The sequence below is a fragment of the Nocardia sp. NPDC057272 genome (assembly GCF_042668615.1).
Classification (GTDB): domain Bacteria; phylum Actinomycetota; class Actinomycetes; order Mycobacteriales; family Mycobacteriaceae; genus Nocardia.
Window position 1 is genome coordinate 80,334 of the sequence record NZ_JBHUYK010000009.1, and the last position, 19,014, is coordinate 99,347.

General features: G+C 68.4%; 10 protein-coding genes. 3 read left to right on the forward strand and 7 right to left on the reverse strand.

Going from position 1 to position 19,014, the window contains the following annotated elements:
• Nucleotides 1–99: 99 nt before the first annotated feature.
• The 6 genes from ACFULV_RS15250 to ACFULV_RS15275 form a co-directional block, all read right to left on the reverse strand.
• Nucleotides 100–744 (reverse strand): LysE family translocator, encoded by a 645-nt coding sequence (locus ACFULV_RS15250; protein WP_378656893.1) that lies wholly within the window; start codon nucleotides 742–744, stop codon nucleotides 100–102.
• 49 nt (nucleotides 745–793) lie between these two features.
• Nucleotides 794–2,458 carry a bifunctional 3'-5' exonuclease/DNA polymerase gene (locus tag ACFULV_RS15255; RefSeq protein WP_378656896.1) on the reverse strand — a complete coding sequence of 555 codons (1,665 nt, stop codon included), beginning with the start codon at nucleotides 2,456–2,458 and terminating at the stop codon, nucleotides 794–796.
• Nucleotides 2,459–2,524: 66 nt separating this feature from the next.
• Nucleotides 2,525–3,958 carry an MFS transporter gene (locus ACFULV_RS15260; protein ID WP_378656899.1) on the reverse strand — a complete coding sequence of 478 codons (1,434 nt, stop codon included), beginning with the start codon at nucleotides 3,956–3,958 and terminating at the stop codon, nucleotides 2,525–2,527.
• Nucleotides 3,955–4,671, reverse strand: a complete 717-nt coding sequence (locus ACFULV_RS15265) for a hypothetical protein (protein ID WP_378656901.1) — start codon at nucleotides 4,669–4,671, stop codon at nucleotides 3,955–3,957. The genes ACFULV_RS15260 and ACFULV_RS15265 overlap by 4 nt, the downstream gene beginning before the upstream one ends.
• Nucleotides 4,668–6,074, reverse strand: coding sequence for a condensation domain-containing protein (locus tag ACFULV_RS15270; RefSeq protein ID WP_378656904.1), 1,407 nt, complete (start codon nucleotides 6,072–6,074; stop codon nucleotides 4,668–4,670). The genes ACFULV_RS15265 and ACFULV_RS15270 overlap by 4 nt, the downstream gene beginning before the upstream one ends.
• Entirely contained in the window at nucleotides 6,074–12,499 is a 6,426-nt protein-coding gene (locus tag ACFULV_RS15275) for a type I polyketide synthase (protein ID WP_378656907.1), read from the reverse strand. Before ACFULV_RS15275 ends, ACFULV_RS15270 begins: the two co-directional genes overlap by 1 nt.
• Nucleotides 12,500–12,770: 271 nt before the next feature.
• Between ACFULV_RS15275 and ACFULV_RS15280 the strand changes: the two genes are divergently transcribed.
• From ACFULV_RS15280 to ACFULV_RS15290, 3 genes are read left to right on the forward strand one after another with little or no spacing between them, the layout of a single operon-like run.
• The gene (locus ACFULV_RS15280) at nucleotides 12,771–14,981 is read left to right on the forward strand and encodes an MMPL family transporter (RefSeq protein ID WP_378656910.1); all 2,211 of its coding nucleotides are present in this window, start codon (nucleotides 12,771–12,773) and stop codon (nucleotides 14,979–14,981) included.
• A gap of 17 nt (nucleotides 14,982–14,998) precedes the next feature.
• Complete coding sequence (locus ACFULV_RS15285) at nucleotides 14,999–16,567, forward strand: ArnT family glycosyltransferase (RefSeq protein ID WP_378656913.1); 1,569 nt, start codon at nucleotides 14,999–15,001, stop codon at nucleotides 16,565–16,567.
• Nucleotides 16,568–16,577: 10 nt separating this feature from the next.
• Nucleotides 16,578–17,657, forward strand: coding sequence for an alpha/beta hydrolase (locus ACFULV_RS15290; protein ID WP_378656915.1), 1,080 nt, complete (start codon nucleotides 16,578–16,580; stop codon nucleotides 17,655–17,657).
• A 64-nt stretch (nucleotides 17,658–17,721) separates the two neighbouring features.
• On the opposite strand, the gene ACFULV_RS15295 is transcribed toward ACFULV_RS15290, so the two are convergent.
• Nucleotides 17,722–18,930: an esterase/lipase family protein gene (locus tag ACFULV_RS15295; RefSeq protein WP_378656918.1), complete on the reverse strand. Its 1,209-nt coding sequence runs from the start codon at nucleotides 18,928–18,930 to the stop codon at nucleotides 17,722–17,724.
• Between the last annotated feature and the right edge of the window lie 84 nt (nucleotides 18,931–19,014).

The window sequence follows — 19,014 nt, forward strand, 5'->3', positions numbered from 1 at the left end:
ACGGACCGACATTCTCGAGCTGTCAGGATCGGGGGAAGCTCACCCCGTTCGGCCGAATCCCGTGAGCGGCAGGTGTCGCCGTTCGAACTGGTCACAACGCTATTTCGCATGGTTGCCGGTGAACGCCACCGAGACGCCGAGCCCGATCATCGACAAGCCCCCGACGGTCCCGAGCGTCTCCTCGCGTCGCGGCGACCGGCTGAACCAGTCGCGCAGCCGCGCGGCCAGCACCGCCCACAGGCTGTCCGACACCAAGGCGATCGCGACCGCGATCAGGCCGAGCAGCAAGATCTGAAGCTGGACTTGCCCGGCGCCTCGATCCACGAACTGCGGTACGACGGCGGCGGCCAGGATGAACGACTTCGGGTTCGACGCGCCGACGACGAAGCCCTGCCGCACCGAGGTCCGCCACGGCAACGCGGAACGTTCCGGGTCCAGGTCGCCCGCTCCGAACGCCGCGCGGTGCCGGATCGCGGTGACCCCGAGGTAGACCAGGTAGGCCGCGCCGGCGATTTTCACGATCCAGAACACCGTGGCCGACTCGGCGACGATCGCACCGAGCCCGACCGAGACCAGCGCCAGCACCGTGAGCAGGCCAAGGGTGTTGCCTACCACGCTGGCCAATGCGACAGACCGGCCGTGGGCGAGAGCCCTGCCGATGGCGAAGACCACGCTGGGGCCGGGAATCACGATGATGATCAAGGCTGCCACGCCGAATGTGACCAGCTGTTCGAGACTGAGCATGCGACCACGCTAGACCCATCTGGGGGACGTACTAACCTGGCGGCGATTCCTACTTGGCATCGCCGTAGCACTGCACTACGGCGGTGGTGAACGGGAAGCGGACCGGCGTCTGCCCGAAGGCGATCCGGCCCGCGGTGTCTGCGGCGGTGGCGATCGCTTCGGCCACCACAGCGGCCTCCTCGATCGGGCAGTGCACGATCACTTCATCGTGCTGGAAGAAGACCAGTTCCGCACGGAGGTCGCGGATCGCGTGCCGGATTCCGGCCAGGACCAGCAGTGCCCAGTCGGCGGCGCTGCCCTGCACGACGAAGTTGCGGGTGAAGCGGCCACGGGCACGGGCGGCGGAATCGGCGCCGAACTCGGTGCGGGTGTCCTGGGGCGGGTCCGCGTCGTCGAGCGCGACCGACAGCGGCGTGCAGGTACGCCCCAACCAGGTGCGGACGAGACGGCCTTGCTCGCCGGCGCGCGCGGCGTCGTCGACGTAGGCCACGGCGGCGGGATAGCGCCGGCGCAGGCCCGCGAGGTGGGTCAGAGCGTCGCCGGAGGTCTGGCCGTAGATGGCGCCGAGTAGCGCGATCTTGGCTTGATCGCGATCGCCGCCGAATCCGCGGGCGGCCAGGTCCGCGTAGAGGTCCTCGCCACGACCGGCCACTTCCATCAGCCCCGGGTCGCGCGAGATCGCCGCGAGGATCCGCGGCTCCATCTGGTCGGCGTCGGCGACCACCAGCGACCACCCGGGGTCGGCCCGGATCGCTTGCCGGACGATCTTCGGAATCTGTAGTGCGCCACCACCGTTGGTGGTCCAGCGCCCGGACACTGTGCCGCCGGGTAGGTATTCGGGGCGGAAGCGTCCGCCGTGCACCCACTGTTCGAGCCAGGACCAACCATGCGCGGTGTAGAGGCGATACAGCGATTTGTAGGCCAGCAGCGGCGCGACCGCCGGGTGGTCGATCCGCTGGAGCTCCCATTTCCTGGTGGAGGACAGCAGGATTCCGGCGCGACCGAAAGCCCTGATGATGTCGGCGGGCAGGTCGGGCCGGACTCGGACTCCTGTCCCGAACGCCCGCGACACCTCCTCGGCCAGTTCCGCCATCCGCCGCGGTTCCGATCCCCCCGGAAAGCGCTCTCCCAGCATCGAATCCAGCAGTTCGCGGTGGACGTCGGCGCGCCACGGAATTCCGAGCTGCCCCATCTCGACGGCGACGAGCATGCCCGCCGATTCGGCGGCGAGCAGCAGTCGCATCCGCTCGGGATGCTCGGCGCGAGCGGTGCGCGCGACCTGTCCCGCGTACACCGCCAGCAGGGCGGTGAACTCGTCGATCCCCGGCGGCAGTGGCACCGGACCCGACTCGAACAGCGACGGCTGCGTCTCGGCGGCCCGCACCGGCGCGTCCGGCGGGACGGCCAGGTTGTGCAACCGTGCCCAGGCCGCCGCCAGCGAGCGCGCCTGCCCCGCCTGTCCTTCCTCGTGGCCGATCAGCAACGACTCCGCCGCCTGGACGTCGTAGCACCGTTCGACCCACACGCCCGCTGCCAGCAACGCGCGGTAGATGTCGGCCGTGGACCGCCAGACCCACCGCTCCACGTCCGGGCGGGTGCGCACCGCCTCGACGAGCGAGGGCTCGTCGAGCACCGGTCCCGCCGGGTGACCGTCCTGATCGAGCGGACACAACCGAGCGCCGCCCTCGCCCGTCTCCGCTATCGCCCATCTCACCTGCCAGAGTCTGACACCGGGGTCCGACAACCAGCGGCACCCGCACGCCGACGACCAGCAAAAACCCTACGAAACGCCGACCGCGGCCTGTTCTCGACGCTCGCGCGAGGGCATCGCCAAGGTGAGCACCGCCAGCACCAGCGCCACGGCGGCGATGGCGCCCATCATCATGATGCTGCCGCCGAGGCTGTGCGAACTGAAGAACACTGTGGTCAGCACCGCGAGTCCGACCGCATTGCCGACCTGTTCGATGGTGGGCAGCACACCGGAGGACTCGGCCATCCGATTCGCGTCCAACCCGGACAGCATCATCGGCTGCAACTGCACGCCGAACAGGCCGACACCGAACCCGGCCGCGAACACCGGACCGGCGCAGAGCAGCGCGTTCGCCACCCCGTCGACCAGATACAGGTACACCCCGCCCGCGCCGATACATCCGCCGAACAGCGCGATCCCGGCGGCCAGCGCCCAGATATCCCAGCGCGGCACCAGAATCAGCGAACCGAGAGCCCCGGCGCCCGCACCGAGGGCGAACAGGGTCATCACCATGCCGGTGAGCAGCGGCGAGTAGCCGAGCACATCCTGCATGGTGATCGAGGCGGCGAACACGAACGCGGTGAACAGCCCGAAGAACGCGCCGACCAGCACCGAGCCGATCCGGAAGCCGTGGTTGCCGAACAGGTCGAGGCGCACGAGCGGGTTGGCGCCGCGGGCGGTGCGGGTGCGCTGCTGGGCGAGGAACGCCGCCGTCAGCACGAGCCCGGCGCCGGTGACGGCGAGCAGGTCGAGCCGCCACCCGTGCTCCTGGATCTGAGCCAGGCCCGCGATCAGCGCGAACAAGCCGAGCCCGGACAGCGCGGCACCGACCAGATCGAGTTGGTGACGACCGCCCGGACTGCTCCGGTCCAGGAATTTCCAGGCCAACGCGAACGCGAACAGCCCGATCGGCAGGTTGATCAGAAAGACCGACCGCCACCCCCACCCACCGATATCGATGGTGAGCAGCGCGCCGCCCACGATGGGTCCGAGCATCCCGGCGAATCCGGCCACTCCCCCATACAGCGCGAAAACCAGGGGATGGCGCTCGCGCGGAAAACCGGCTGTGAGAATGGCGATCGTCTGGGCGGCCATCCCCGCCCCCGCCGCACCTTGGACCACCCGCGCGAGCACGAGTTCGGTAGGGCCGGAGGCCAATCCACACCACACGGATGCCGCGGTGAAAGCGACCACCGACACCAGGAACATCGTGCGCCGGCCGACCATCGCACCGATCCGCGCGGCGGTGAGCAGGGTGCAGGCGAACGCCAGCGCGTACCCGGAGATCACCAGCAGCTGCGCCGACCTGGACGCACCCAGGTCGGCGGTCAGACTCGGCAGCGCGGTGTTCACGATCGTCACGTCGATCATCTGCATGAACACCGCGATCAGACAGGCGCCGAACGCCAGCCACGCGCCGAGCTCGGGCACCCGAGCCTTCGCGACCCCGGTGGTCTCGCTCACGAGACCAATTCCATCGTGGCGCGCGGGGCCGACATCGACATCTGGGTCGGGAAACTCAACTGCACCATCCGGTGCGGCGCCGCCACCTCGAACAGGGCGATGAACGGCGGCACGACCGAGCCGACCATCTTGTCCAGCATCCCGTTCACCTGATCGAAGCCGGGCCGCAACCGCACCTGCCAGCACGGGAACACCCCGGCCGGTCCCGCGAAGACGACCTGCTTCTCCACCCGGACGAGCAGTGGCCAGTGCACCGACGCCGCGAGCCACACGTCGACCGTGTCGACCAGCCCGTCGGCGAAGTCCAATCCGCGCAGCATCGTCAGCCCACCGGCGATCGGCATCACATTCGGCGGGAACGGACCGGGCAGGCCACCGAATTGCAGATGCACGGTGTCGACGAAATTCACTTCCTCGCGCGAAACCACCGTCGATCCCGACCGGGTCTGCGCGCGATAGCTTTCCGCGTGCAGTCGCCCGTCGATGCGCCCTATGCGCTGTTCGACGGTCATCACCAGTTCGCGGTCGCGCCCGCTCTTGTCCTCCGGGCTCGCCTCGAGTGTCGTGTGGTAGCCGCCCCGGTCGTGCACGACGACGTGCGATATCTCGAAGCCGCCGGGCTCGCCGGTGATGCCCACGCGGTATCTCGACTTCTCGCCATCGGGAATGCCGGGGTCACGAAAGATGGTCGGGACGAATTCTTCTCGGATCATGGGTGCTCCGCGGCGCTGTCGATGATGGCTTCGAATACGGACTTCATGGTGGCCAGGTAGCGGCGCACCGACTCCTGCGCGATCGCGGTGTCGGGGAAGATGACGCTCAGCGACGTCCGGCCCGGTAGCCGGTTGATCCAGATGAGTGCTTCCTCGGAGGCAGCGCGGTTGGCGAAGACCCCGGCGTTCATGCTGTCGAACAGCTCGTTGCCCAGAAAGTCCCTGGCGTCGATGAACGAGATCATCGGGGTGACCCACCCCGGCTCGGCCTTGATCTCGGAATCGGGGGGCAGCAGATCGAGAACACGGTGAAAAGAAGTGGGCGCCAGCAGGAGTCCGCTGTCGTAGGCCCGCTGCGCGAGCGCGAGCGCGCGGGCGACCGTGGTGCGTTCGCTGAGCGGGAACGCGACCGGAACGAGCGTCACGTACCAGCCCACCGAATTGTTCTCGGCCGCCGAAGTTCTGGTGCTCACCGGGGTCATTCCGAAGTAGTAGTCCGAGCCGACCAGCTCGCGTTCGGCCAGTGCGGCCGCGGCGAACACACCGCCGACGAATTCGGCGCCGTTGGCACGGCAGACCACTTCGAATCGATCGGCCTCGTCGTCGTCGAACAGCACGACGCTGCGGTGGGCGCTGCGATGGTATCCGTCGGTCTTCTTGCCCAGGTCGAGGGGGAAGACCGGAAGCTTGTTGTCGTTGCCGCCCAACAGTGCCAGCCATTTCTTCACACCTGGAGAAGACAGGCTCTGCTGATCGCTGAAGAACCGCTCGTTGCGGCAGTAGTCGAGATAGCTCGCCGCGGGCGCGAGCGGTTCGGCCTCGTCCCACAGCTGCGCGGCGTAGAGCTGGGCGAAGTCGGCCGCGGACAGGTACTGCCCGAGACCGTCGGTGTGCAGGTGGTCGACGGCCAGGTACACGGTGGTCGAATCGCCGTGCTCGATGGTGCCGAACGTGAAGCAATCCCACTGGAACGGGCCGGGTGTCGTTTTCTCCACGTGCCGGCAGATCGCCTCGGGGTCGTCGATGGCGCCGTAGTCGACCGGCACGAACTCGACATCGGCTTCGGGCACCAGATGTCGCCGCACGCTGCCACCGGCTTCGACGGCGAACCAGGTGCGAAAGGTGTCGTGGCGCAGCAGGAATGCGTGGATCGCCCGGGTGATCGCGTCGCGGTCGAGGTCACCGGTGGGGATCTCGGCGGTGACCAGGCACAGGCCCGAGAACCGGAAGTCCGCGCCTGCGTGCCGGTCGGCCAGGCGCAGGTACTGCTCCTGCTGGAGCGAGGGCGGTGCCGGATGGACCGGCGCCCTGGCCGCGCGCGCGACCGAGTCCGCCGAGGCGAACCAGGTGACGAGCCGACCGGGCGCCGGGCGCCATTCGTCGATCAAGCCGAAGTCGACCATCAGTGCGATCCCGCCATCGAGACTTCCGCCGGCCGCTCGACGGTCCACTGGTCGGGCACCTCGACGATCGGCGGGGCGGATTCACCGGGCGCCACCTCCGGAAGTGGCGGTGTGACAGCGGGTTCGGAGGCCAGGATCAGCTCCGCGACCTTCGGGCCCGCCTGTTCCAAACTGAACGATCGGCCCATCTGCATCGACATCAGGTCGATGCCGAGCGTCTTGGTGACCCGCGCGCCCAGTTCGACCGCCATCAACGAGTCGAGCCCCAACTCCGGTACGGGCACCGTCATGTCGATCGACTCGACCGGCACCCCCATGACCACGGCGAGTTCGTCGGCCATCTTGCGGGCGATGGCGGGTCCGCGCTTGGCTTCCTCCATCGCGGCGAGTTCGGCGCGGAGCTTGGCCAATTCGGAGGTGTCCTTGGCCGAGGATTGCGCCAGCGCGGCGGTGCGGCCGGTCCGCACCAGCTGCGGGAAGGTTCCGGTCAGTTTCGCCCAGTCGGTGGGAATGATCGCCGCGTTCGTCACGCCGAGGCGCAGGGTCTGTTCGAGGTAGGCGGTGGCATCGGCCATGTCGATCGGACCGAAACCCACCAGGTCCAGATACTTTTCGGCGGTTTCATCCGATGCCATGCCGCCCGAGGCGCCGGACAGGTGGCCCCAGCCGATGCACAGTGCGCGCTCCCCCTCGGCGGCCCAGCGCCGGGCCAATGTTTCGACGGCGACGTTGGCGGCGCAGTAGTTGTATTGACCGTAGATCCCGTACATCGAGCCGCCCGAGGAGCACAGCACGAACATGTCGAGGGTGATACCCGCGTCCGCTACCGCCTGGTGGATCACCTGTGCGCCATGAACTTTGGGGCGATAGACCCGGCCGAGCTCGTCGCGCGACATGCTGGCGAGCCGGTTGTCGGCGACCGCGCCCGCGGCGTGGAACACCCCGCGCAACGGGTGTTGTGCACTGTGCGCGCGGGCGACGATCGCGGCGACGGCGGCGGCATCGGTGACGTCGGCGTGTTCTTCGATCACCTCGATGCCCACCGCGCGCCACACCTCGAGCTGGCGGCGAGCCGTCTCGGTCGCGGCGCCGCTGCGCCCGACCAGCACCAGCCTGCGCGCACCGCGCAGCGCCAGCCAGCGGCCGATCGCCATCCCGAATCCACCGAACCCGCCGGTGATGAGATAGTTTCCGGCACTGTCGATGTCGAGCGCCGGCAGCGAGGGCCGCACGGGCGGCAGCGGGTCGTCCATCCGCAGGGCGACCCGGCCGACACGCGAGGACCGCAGTGTCTCCTCGAACGCCTGGCTCACCTCGTGTGTCTCGAACATCTGGTACGGCAGCGGGGTGTAGACGCCTTCGGTGACCTTCTCGAACACCCGCTCCAGCAGTCGCGACAGCCGTTGCGGGCGCACCGCGACCAGGCGATCCAGATCCATCGAGTAGTAGGCGAGGTTCTTGTCGAAGTTGGCCAGTTCCAGCAGACCACCGGTGTAGATGTCGGCCTTGCCGACCTCGACGATGCGACCGAATTCGGCTGCGGCGTTGAAGTTCTGGCGCAGGATCTCACCGGGTGCGCTGCTGACGATCACGTCGGCACCGGCGCCGCCGGTCAGCGCGAGGACGTCGTCGACGAAGTTGAGCGAACGCGAGTTCACCGCGAAATCCGCGCCCATGGCCAGGACGTGTTCGCGCCGCTCGGGCGAGCTCGCGGTGCCGATGATACGGGCGCCGATGGACTTGGCCACCTGGATGGCCGCGGTGCCGACGCCGCCTGCCGCACCGTGGATCAGCACGGTCTCGCCCGGTTCGAGGCGGGCCAGGTCGTGCAGGGCGTATTCGGCCGTGCCGAAGGCGATGGTGCTGGTGCAGTAGCCGGGATCGGTGTCGGCGGGCACGATCACCGCCAGCGCCCGATCGACGACGGCGAATCGGCGCATCATGCCCTTGGACGCCACCGCGACCTTGTCGCCGACCGCGACGTCGGTGACCTCGGCGCCGACCCGGACCACGGTGCCGATGCCCTCCATACCGGGCACGGTGCCGAAATAGGTCGGCGCGAGTTCGCGTTCGCCGAGCAGGCCGATGACCTTGAGCGGATCCTTGTAGTTCAATCCGATCACCGCCATCGCGACCTCGATCTGGCCCGCGGCCGGTTCCGGACGTGGGCATTCACGCCATGCCACCTGCGAGAGCACCCGCGTACGTGGCATGTCCAGCTCGAAGTTCGCCGCCGGATCGGCCAGCGGGTGCGACGTCTCGAGCTCGTCGATCCGCTCGGGTAGCGGCTTGGTCACCATCGGCGCCCAGCGCCGGCCGTCGCGCAGCAGCACCTCGTCGCTGTTGTCGAAGGTGAAGGCACCGGGCACACCCAGTTCGGCGACGAGTTCGGTGACGGTGGTGCCGGGTTCGGCGTCGACCAATCGCCAGCGCAGCGGGGTCTGCTCGTTGAGCAGCACCCGGCGGCCACCGGCGAGCGCGGCCTGGCGCGGGTCCGGTGCGACATCGCTGCCGGGAACCGTGAAGGCCGATTCGGTGACCAGCGTGGCATGGACGTTGCCGTCACCGAAGCTGATCTGCGGCGGGGCCCCTTCCACGGTCGGGGTGACGTACTCCGACACCGCGACCGCGACGCGCTTGAGCGTCCACAGGTCGGCGACATCGTCGGTGCCCGCACCGACCACGACACAGACGTGGGTGCGCTGCGTCTCGTCGGCTTTCGCCGCCTCCAGATTCGCGACGAGCTCCGATTCCAGTTCGTCACTGTCCGGGTCGACGAGCAGTACCCGCGATCCCGGGATCGCGGCGGCCAGCTCGGCGGTGCGCGGGCTGTCACCGAGCGCGACGATCACCGTCGACACCGACCCGGCTTCGGCCAGTGCCGCGGGGTCGATCGGGTCACGCTCTTCGAGCACCTCGGTGTAGTAGAAGTCGGCCATCCGGTGCAGCGGGCTGTCACCGGGCTTGAGCGCACCGATCTGCAGGCCGGTCAACCGCGCCACCAGGTTTCGGTCCCGGTCGAGCAGGTCGACATCGGCGCGCAGGCGGGCACCGGGGTCACGGCGTGCGATGACGGTGATCTCCGCGGGGAGTTCGGCGAGCAGCCGCACCGCGCTCACCCCGACGGGCACCATGACGCCCTCGTTGATCCGTTCGTCGGTGAAAAGCATGGCCGCGCACTGCATCGCGGCGTCGACGACGGCCGGATGCGCCAGATGTCGCGAGTCTTCGGCGATGCTCCCGTCGACGGTGGCCAGCACCACGTCGCGTCCCACCCGCACGGAGGTCACCCGCTGGAACGTCGGACCGTATTGCAGCCCGGCCGAGGCCAGGCCCGCGTAGAACATCGCCGGGTCGACATCGACACCGACCTCGATGGTGGGCACCTCGACTGCTGTCTGTTCGTGACTGCCGGTCAGCGTGCGCCCGGTCGAGTGCACCGTCCACGCTGTTCCGGTCGCGCTGCGCGATCTGATCATGAAGCGACCGCTGGCCTCCTCGACGCTCATCGCGACCAACGGCACATCGGGGGCACCCATGATCAGCGGCGCGACGAACCGAACGCCTTCCAGCGCAACCTGTTTGCTGCCGATCCGCGCGGCGGTGGCACTCAGCGCGGCGTCCAGGTACGCCGCGCCGGGCATGATCTTGACGCCGTTGACGACGTGGTCGGCCAGCCACGGCAGCAGTTCGGTGCCCACCTGCAGCAGCCACTCGGGGCGCCCCTCCACATCGGGGTCGCCGAGCATCGCGTGCCCGCCGGGTGTGCCGAGGCGTGCCTGCTCGAACAGTGGCAGCGCCGAGTGCAGGCGGGTGCGCTGCCAGGGATAGCGCGGCAGCGGTACGTGCGCGGTGACGCCACGCTCGGCGGGGAACAGCAGTTCACGGTCGAGTACCCCGGCGGCATGCAGGCCGATGAGGGTGCGCCGGATGCTGTGCGAATCGGTCTGCTCGCGGTCGAGGGTGGGCACGGTGGTGCCGTTCACGTCCGCGTCGACCAGGGCCTCGCGGATATTGCCCGACAGCACCGGGTGGGGGCCGACCTCGAGGAAGATCCGGTTGCCCGCGGCGATCAAGCTCGCGACCGCGGCGAAGAACCGCACCGGCTGACGGACATTCGACCACCAGTACTCGGCGTCCCAGTCGCCGTCGGTGACGAGTTCCCCCGTCACCGAGGAGTACAGCGCCACCGTGGGCGCCTGCGGCGCCAGATCGGCGAGCGCCGTGCGCAGTTCGTCGTGGATCGGATCCATCAGGCGACTGTGATACGGCACCTCTACCCGCAGCCGACGCGCGAATATGCCGTCCTCCGTGAGCTTCTCGGCGATCTCGTCGAGACGGTCGACGTCGCCGGACAGGGTCAGGGAGGTGGGGCTGTTGATCGCGGCGATGTCGACGCGCGCATCGTCGGCGACGAGCGCGTCGGCCTGTTCCTTGGTCAAGCCGACGGCGAGCATCCCGCCGGTCCCGGCGGTCGTGGCCTGCAGTCGCGCTCGGTGATAGGCCACCCGCACCGCTTCGCGCAGCGTCAGCATGCCACTGACATACGCCGCCGACACCTCACCCACACTGTGTCCGACGATGGCCGCGGGGACGATGCCGTATTCGGCCAGCTCGCGTACCAGACCCACTTGGACGAGGAAGTTCGCGGGCTGCGCGACCTCGGTGCTGGTCACCCGGGACTCGTCCTCCGGCTTGCTCAGCTCCTCGATGATCGACCAGCCCGCGATCGCGCGGAATTCCGCGTCGATCTCCTCGGCGGTCTCGGCGAACACCCCACCGGCGGCGAGCAGACCGCGCGCCATCTTCCAGTGCTGCGGTCCCATACCCGAGAAGACGAACACCGGCTCGGCGGCGCTGGAGGACACCGTGCGGCCGGCGTCGCGCCCGGTACCCGATGCGTACTCGTGCAGTTCACGGACCAGGTCGTCGGTGGAACCGTCGAGGAGTACACCGGTGCGGAACGGGTGGTGCGCCATCCGGGTCCACGCCGCTTCGGCCAGCCGGTCCGGGTCGGCCCCCGCGGAGATCAGGTCGGCGAACCGGCCGGCCAACGCACGCGCGGCACCCGTACTGCGGGCCGAGATGGGCAGAATGCCGAGGTGGCGGGCCGGTTCGGTCGGCGTTTCGGGCGCGCGGAACTCCTGCAGGATCGCGTGGGCATTGGTGCCGCCGTAGCCGAACCCGTTGACCGCCACCGACATCGGCGCGGCGTCGGCGGGCAGCGGTTGCGCCTCGGTCTGGATGTGCAAGCCCAGCTCGTCGAACGCGATGTCGGGGTTCGGATCGTTGAGCCAGCCCTGCGGCGGCAACGTGCGATGCCGCAGTGCCAGTGCGGCTTTGATCACGCTGGCCACGCCCGCGGCGGCCTCGGTGTGACCGATCGTGGCTTTCACCGAGCCGACGCCGATGGTGCCGCTACGCCCGGATGCTGAACCGAAAACCCTTCCGAGAGCGCGCAATTCGACCGGATCACCGACCAGCGTGCCCGTGCCGTGCGCCTCCAGATAGGTAATCTCGTGGGGCGCCAGGCCCGAGCGTTCGCACACGGTGCGGGCCAGCGACTCCTGCGAGTCGGCGTTCGGCACCGTGATCGCGGTCGTTCGCCCGTCCTGATTCGACCCGGTGGCCTTGATCACCGCGTACACGCGATCACCGTCGCGGACAGCGTCGTCGAGCTTCTTCAGCGCCACCATTCCCGCGCCTTCACCGCGACCGTAGCCGTCGGCGGACGCGTCGAAGGACTTGCAGCGGCCGTCGGTGGCCAGGAAGCCGCCTTTGCACATGAGCACGAAGGTTTCCGGCTGCAGCATCACATTGACCCCGCCCGCCAGCGCGACTTCGCAGTCGTCGTTCTCCAGCGCCTGGCAGGCCAGGTGCAGCGCGACCAGCGACGACGAGCACGCGGTGTCGACGGTGATCGCCGGACCGATCAGGTTCAGCGCGTAGGCGATGCGGTTGGACAGCATCGTGTAGGAGGCGCTGGCCGGGGTGTGCATGTCGGTGTGGAACAGCGCGGGGCCCACCACGCCGATCACCGACTGGTCGACGACGAAACCGCCCACATAGACCCCCACCTGCGCGCCGGCCGAGCGCCCAGCGATCCCGGCGTCGTCGAGGGCCTCCCAGGTCACCTCGAGCATCAACCGCTGCTGCGGGTCGAGGACCGTGGCCTCACGCGGTGAGATCCCGAAGAAGTCGGGATCGAACTCCCACGGATCGTTGGTCATGAAGGCGCCGTGTTTGGTGTAGCTGCGCCCCGGGGTCCGCGGTTCGGGGTCGTAGTAGCGGCGCCAATCCCAGCGATCGGCGGGCATCTCCACGACGCCGTCGCGCTTGTCGACGATAAAGTCCCAGAACGATTCCGGGGAATCGATTCCGCCCGCGAACCGACATCCGATTCCGACAATGGCAATATCCGACACGCAATTTCCTCCGGCTCGACCGGCCTGTGGCATTTGACCGTTGGTGTCAACGTAGAAGCCCACCACCGCGGCGATCGTGGCGATTACCGACCTCTGGAATTTCGGACGGGTAATCGCGCGGTCTCCTGTGATCGGACCCAGAGCGCGAAGTCATGGCTCACAACAGGATTCCGAGAATCGTTGTGACCGGCCGCAACATTGCGCGGTAGCGACCGAAAAGGCGGCGACTCCTGACAAGTTCGACCACATCGCGAGCAGTTGGGAGGCGAATGTGTTCGCCGAGTTGACACAATGGGCAGACACCGTCGTGCGGCGGCGATATCTGGTGATCTTGATAATGGTGACCGGATTGCTGGCACTGGGCACCTACGGGCTCGGACTCGGCGCGGATCTCAGTTCGAAGGGGTTCGACGATCCGTCCTCGGAATCGGTGCGGGCGGCGCACGTGCGCGACAACGCGTTCGGCCGTGACCACAGCAGCGACGTGATCCTGCTGGTGCGGGCGCCCGAAGGCACCACCATCGACGATCCGGCTTTCGCCGCGACGGTCGTGGCGGGCCTGAACACTCTGCCGCAGCGGTTCCCGAACGAGATCGACCGCGTCAACGGCGCGTATTGGCCCACCGATACCGGCGTGGCGATTCCCGAGGTCTTCGGGTCCCCCGACCGTGACTACGCGTTCGCCTCGGTCGCGGTCAGCGGCCTCGACCCCACCGAACAGGGCCGCAATTACCGCAAGGTCGCCGAGGAGTTCGTGATCCCCGGAGTCGAGGTCGAGCTCGCCGGCGGACAGCCGGTCGCACTCGCGTTGAACGACACCATGGTTCAGGATCAGCGCCGCGTGGAATTGTTCGCCGTCCCCGCGGTCGCGATCCTGCTGTTCTTCCTGTTCGGTGGCGTCGTCGCCGCGGCGCTGCCGCTGATCGTCGGCGGACTCACCATGCTCGGCGCGTGGGGACTGCTGCGCTGCCTCACCGCGGTCACCGAGGTGAACTCCTTCGTCTCCCCGGTCGTTTCGATGATCGGGCTCGGCCTGGCGATCGACTACGGACTGTTCGTGCTCAGCCGGTTCCGCGAGGAACTCGCCGACGGACGCACTGTCGACGACGCGGTCCGTCGCTCGGTGACCACGGCGGGACGCACTGTGTTGTTCTCGGCCTTGATCGTCGTGGTCGCGGCAGCCGGGATTCTGGTGTTCCCGCAGGGCTTCCTGCGATCGTTCGCCTACGGCGCGATCATCACCATCTCCCTGGCCGCACTGACCTCGATCACCCTTCTCCCCGCGATGCTGGCTGTCCTGGGCAGGCGCGTCGACTGGCTCGGCGTCGACTGGTTCCGCAAACCGGTCGCGAGAGATCGTGTTACCGGCAACGGCTGGGGCCGATTCGCTGCGGGAGTCATGAAACGTCCACTGGTGGTGGCCGTTCCGATCTGCCTAAGTCTGCTGCTGCTCATCGTCCCGATCCAGAATCTGGCCTTCGGTTCCATCAACGAGCGGTTTCTCCCGCCGTCACATCCGACGCGCCTGGCCCAGCAGCACTTCGACGAACTGTTCCCACTGCGCCAGATCGACCCGATCGACCTGGTCATCGTCACCTTCGACCCCACCACCGCCGATACCGTGCGCGCCGACGCCAACCACGCCCCCGGCCTGGCCGCGCCGTTCGCCGAACCGATGCAGTCGCCGTTCCAGCCCCAGGTCCTCACCACCCAGACCGTGCTCGCCGAATCCGGCGACGCCGAGGCGACCATCGACTATCTGCGCTCGATGCCGTTGCCGCCCGGCACGACGCTGATGGTCGGTGGGCAGCCCGCCGTGGAGAAGGACAGCATCGACGCGCTGGTCGAGCGCATGCCGCTGATGATCGCGTTCGTCTTCCTGGCCAGCACGCTGCTGCTGGCGCTGACCTTCGGTTCGCTGGTGCTGCCGCTCAAAGCAGCCGTGCTGAACCTGCTCGGGCTCGGCGCCACCCTGGGCGTACTCACCTGGGTCTTCATCGACGGGCACGGCGCGGGAGTGTTCGGCTTCACCCCGCAACCGATCATGTCGCTGGTCCTGGTCGTGATCGTGTCGGTGGTCTACGGGCTGTCGACCGATTACGAGGTATTCCTGCTGTCGCGCATCGTCGAAGCCAGAGCGGCGGGCGCTTCCACCGCCGAAGCCGTGCAGGCGGGTATCGCCCGGACGGGCCGCATCATCACCGCGGCCGCGTTGATCCTGCTGGTGGTCACCGGCGCGTTCGCGCTGTCGGATCTGCTGATGATGCGGTACATCGCCTTCGGCATGGTGACCGCGCTGTTCATCGACGCCACCATCCTGCGGATGCTGCTGGTCCCCGCGTCCATGCGGCTGCTCGGGGACGCCTGCTGGTGGGCGCCGGCGTGGCTCGAACGTTTGCGGCCCGCGCCGGAACACGAAACCCTCGCCCACCCGACACCTTCCGGAGCTGCTCCGACGCCAGTCCGCGGCGACCGGGACTGAACCCGCGGAGTACCACCATGAACGTCCGGAGCGGCACCGTCGAGGTGCCCGCCGCCCCCATCCACACGCTGCCCGCCTTCGCGTGGCGCGAGGTATCGATCGTCGCCGCCGTGGCCGCGACGCTGTTCCTCGCCAGGATCGACCGCTATCGGATCGGCGGTGACGAACTGTATTTCCTCGCGGCCGGACGGCATCCGTCGGTGAGCTATGCCGATCAGGGCCCGCTGGTTCCGCTGCTGGCCGCACTGTCGGACCACCTCGCACCGGGATCCACGCTGGCGCTACGGGTACCCGCGCTGCTGTTCACGGTGCTGGCCATCGTGCTCAGCGCGGTGATGGCCAGGGAGTTCGGCGGCGGCCGACTCCCCCAGACCGTCGCCGCGATCGCCTACGCGACCACCCCGATGGCGGTGATGCAATCGGCGATGCTGAGCACCTTCGCCCTCGACATCACCTTGACGGCGGTGCTCGCGTGGCTGCTGATCCGCTGGGTGCGCACGCGCGAGGACTACCTGTTGGTCGCGGCGGGGTTCGTCGCCGCCGTCGACTTCCAGGTCAAGTGGCTGATTCCGATCATCTGGGCGGTGCTCGCGCTCGGCGTGGCCGTGTTCGGGCCGCGGGAGATGCTGCGCAGGCCCGCGTGGTGGCTCGGCTCGGGTCTGCTCGCGGGGTCGGCGGTCCCGATTCTGTGGTGGCAGCACAGCAACGGCTGGCCGCAGCTGGCGATGGGTGCGATCGTGCGCGATGAGCAGCTCGCCACCGCCGGGGTTCTCGCGGCGCCGTGGACGATGATTCAGGTCACCGGTGCGGCCGGTCTGCTGTTGCTCGCCGGGATGTGGGCCGGGCTGCGCGCGCAGCGGTTCCGTCCGTACTACTTCCTGATCCCGATGATCGCGATCGGGCTGGGCGCGGTGGTGCTCGCGGGCCTGCGCCCTTACTTCGTGGCCGGCGCTTTCCCCGGCCTGTTCGCCGCGGGCGCGGTGTATCTGGCGGACCGGGGTATCACGCGACGCGGCGCGATCATCGGCGGTGGCCTCGGCGCGCTGGCTACCGCGATCTGCGTCGCGCTCGTCGTCGCGCTGCCCCTACCGGAGTCGGCGTTGCGGCAGTCGACGACCGACTATTCGCAGATCCACTCGCGCAGTGTGCTTTTCGGTCCGAGCGGCTGGGACGACCTGGCCACCGCGGTCGCCGAGACCTATCACCGGATACCGCCGCGACAGCGCGAGGGTGTGGTGATCGTGACCCAGAACTATTGGCAGGCAGCGGCACTCGAGGAATTCGGGCCTGCCGCCGGTCTTCCCGCGGTGTTCAGTCCGAACCGCGGCTACGGCTACTTCGGCACCCCACCCGACACCGCGACCACGGTGCTCTACATCGGGGTCGACGGTCCCGAGACCGCGCTGCGTACCCGTTTCACACAGACGACGCTGCTGACCCGCGTCGACGAACCCCTCGGCTTTCCCGGCGTGAACCGCGGCGTCGCGCTGTGGCTGTGCGACGGACCGAGCGAACCGTGGTCGGCCCTGTGGCCCGATGCCAAGGAACTGCGCCTGGTCGACGGGACGAGTCGGCATGGGCGATAACGACGCAGCAGTGAACGGAGACAAAACAGTGCGCAATTCGATGGTGCGACGGCTCGCGCTCACGGTGGCGGTCGCCGCCGCGGGCCTGCCTGTCGTCGCGACGGCGCAGGCGGCCCCGGATCTGGTGGCCGCCCGTGCCATGGCGGCGGCTCTGCCCGCGCCGAACGGGTCCTACGCCGTCGCGGCCGCGGCGAACGGGCCGGGCAAGGTGATCGATGTGACCGTGCACTCCGCGGCGATGAATAGACCGGTCACCGTCGCGGTCATTCCCGCCGCCGACCCCGAGGCGCCCGCCGGCTCGCTGTATCTGATCAACGGCGTCGACGGTGGCACCGACACCCCCGACTGGCGCGAGGGCAGCAACTGGTTCACCAAAACAGACGCCCTCGACTTCTTCGCCGCGAAACAGGCGAACATCGTGATGCCGATCGGCGGTGCGGGCACCTTCTACACCGACTGGCAGGCCGACGATCCCGGTACCGGACGCAACCGCTGGCTCACCTTCCTCACCACCGAACTGCCGCCGATCATCGATTCGGCCTTCCACGGCACCGGCCGCGACGCCGTCGCCGGACTGTCGATGGCCAGCTCGGCGGTCTTCCGGATGGCACAGCAAGCACCGCTGCGGTTTCAGATGGTCGGCTCGTTCAGTGGCTGCATCCAGACCAGCAACCCGGCCGGACAGGCGATGGTGGCCTCGATCGTCACCGCGCGCCGCGGCAACCCGCTCAACATGTGGGGACCACCCACCGATCCGGCCTGGACGGCCAATGACGCCGCCCTCAATGCCGAGAAGCTACGCGGGGTCCAGGTGTATGTGAGCACCGGCAACGGCCTGCCCGGCCCGCTGGACACCTTGAACGGCCCTGGTATCCAGCGTAATCCGGTGAAACTGCTCGATCAGCTGCTCATCGGCGGCGTGCTCGACGGGATCACCGTGGTGTGCACCGCGCTGCTGCGCGACCGCCTGGCCGCCCTGGATATCCCGGCGACCTTCGACTTCCGCCCTGCGGGCACGCATTCGTGGGGCTACTGGGAGCAGGACATGCACACCTATTGGGAACGCGCCGCCACGCTGCTCGTCCCCTAGACACACGAAAATCGGGTGCATCGCGGCCAAGCCGTGCCGCGATGCACCCGAATCGTCCGCTCGTCTACAGGGAGCCACCACCCCCGATCAGCCACGGGTTGAACGTGCAGGTCAGGTTCGGGTTCTGCACCGGGTCGAGCGCCCGCAGCGCGATCGACAAAGCACGCGGCGAGTACATCATCGTCAGGTGATCGGAGATGTCCTGCTCGCACCCTTCCTGCAGCACTACGTTGTTGACCGTCGAGCCGGGGCCCTGGTCGAGGAACGTCAGCTCGTACGGGTTGGTCACCTCGTCGTAGCGCGTGCCGACCACGGTGTAGTCGACACCGGGAACGGTGTCACCGTTGGCGTTGAGCGTCTTGACAAAATCCGAACCGACGGTCTGCTGGATACCGGCGTGGCCGACGAAGATCTCGATCGGTCCCAGCACATCGATGCCGAGGTTGTTGACCATGCGGCCCAGGGCGCCGATGCCGTCGAGGCTGGTGCCGTGGTGGGTGGCACCGAAGGTGATCAGGTTCTTCACCTTGGCCGCACCGCCCTCGTACTTGGTGTACCAGTTCGCCATCGACCCACCTTGGGAGTGCGCGATGATGTCGACCTCGTCGGAACCGGTAGCCGCGAGGACCCGGTCCACGAACGCCGCGGTCTGCTTGGCCGAATCCTGGATGTAGCCCGTGCCCATCACACCGGGCAGGAACGAACCGAGCCCGCCGCCTTCGACGATGCTGGAACGGCCGTAGTTGAACGTGAACGTGCAGTAGCCGGCGTCCTTGATGGGCTGGCCCATGTAGGCGTAACCGTTGTAGGCGTTCATCCAGGTGCCGTGCAGCAGCACGACCGGGCGAGGGTGCGCGGCGGTCGGCTTGCAGTTCCAGTCGTTGGTGCCGGGAGCACCCGCGTCGGGGTTCAGCAGGCCGTACCCGAACGCGGGCAGGAACGCCGTCGACGCGGGGCCGATAGCGCCCGGGTCGGAGGAGTAGCCACCCGAGGAGCCCGAGCTGGAGCCGGAACCACCGAGGCAGTCGCCGGAGCCGTTACCCGAGCCCGCACCGCTACCGGAGGTACAGGCCGAACCCGTGCCGCCGAGCCCGCCATCGGTACCCCAGGCCACATCGCGGCCCTGGTAAATGATTTCGGCCAGCTGCTGTTCGGTGGGTTCGGACGCCGGGTCAGCCGCCGCCCCCGCCCCGGAGAGGGCGACAGCAACAACGCTGACGCCCATCAGTATTGCCGCACGCACCGAGCGTGTGCGGCCACGAGTAATGGTCATGCAAGGTCTGCCTTTCCGAATGCGAAAAAGGAATCGGCTCGTAAGCCGCCCCGAACGTATGCCGGAACAACCGGCACGGAAATC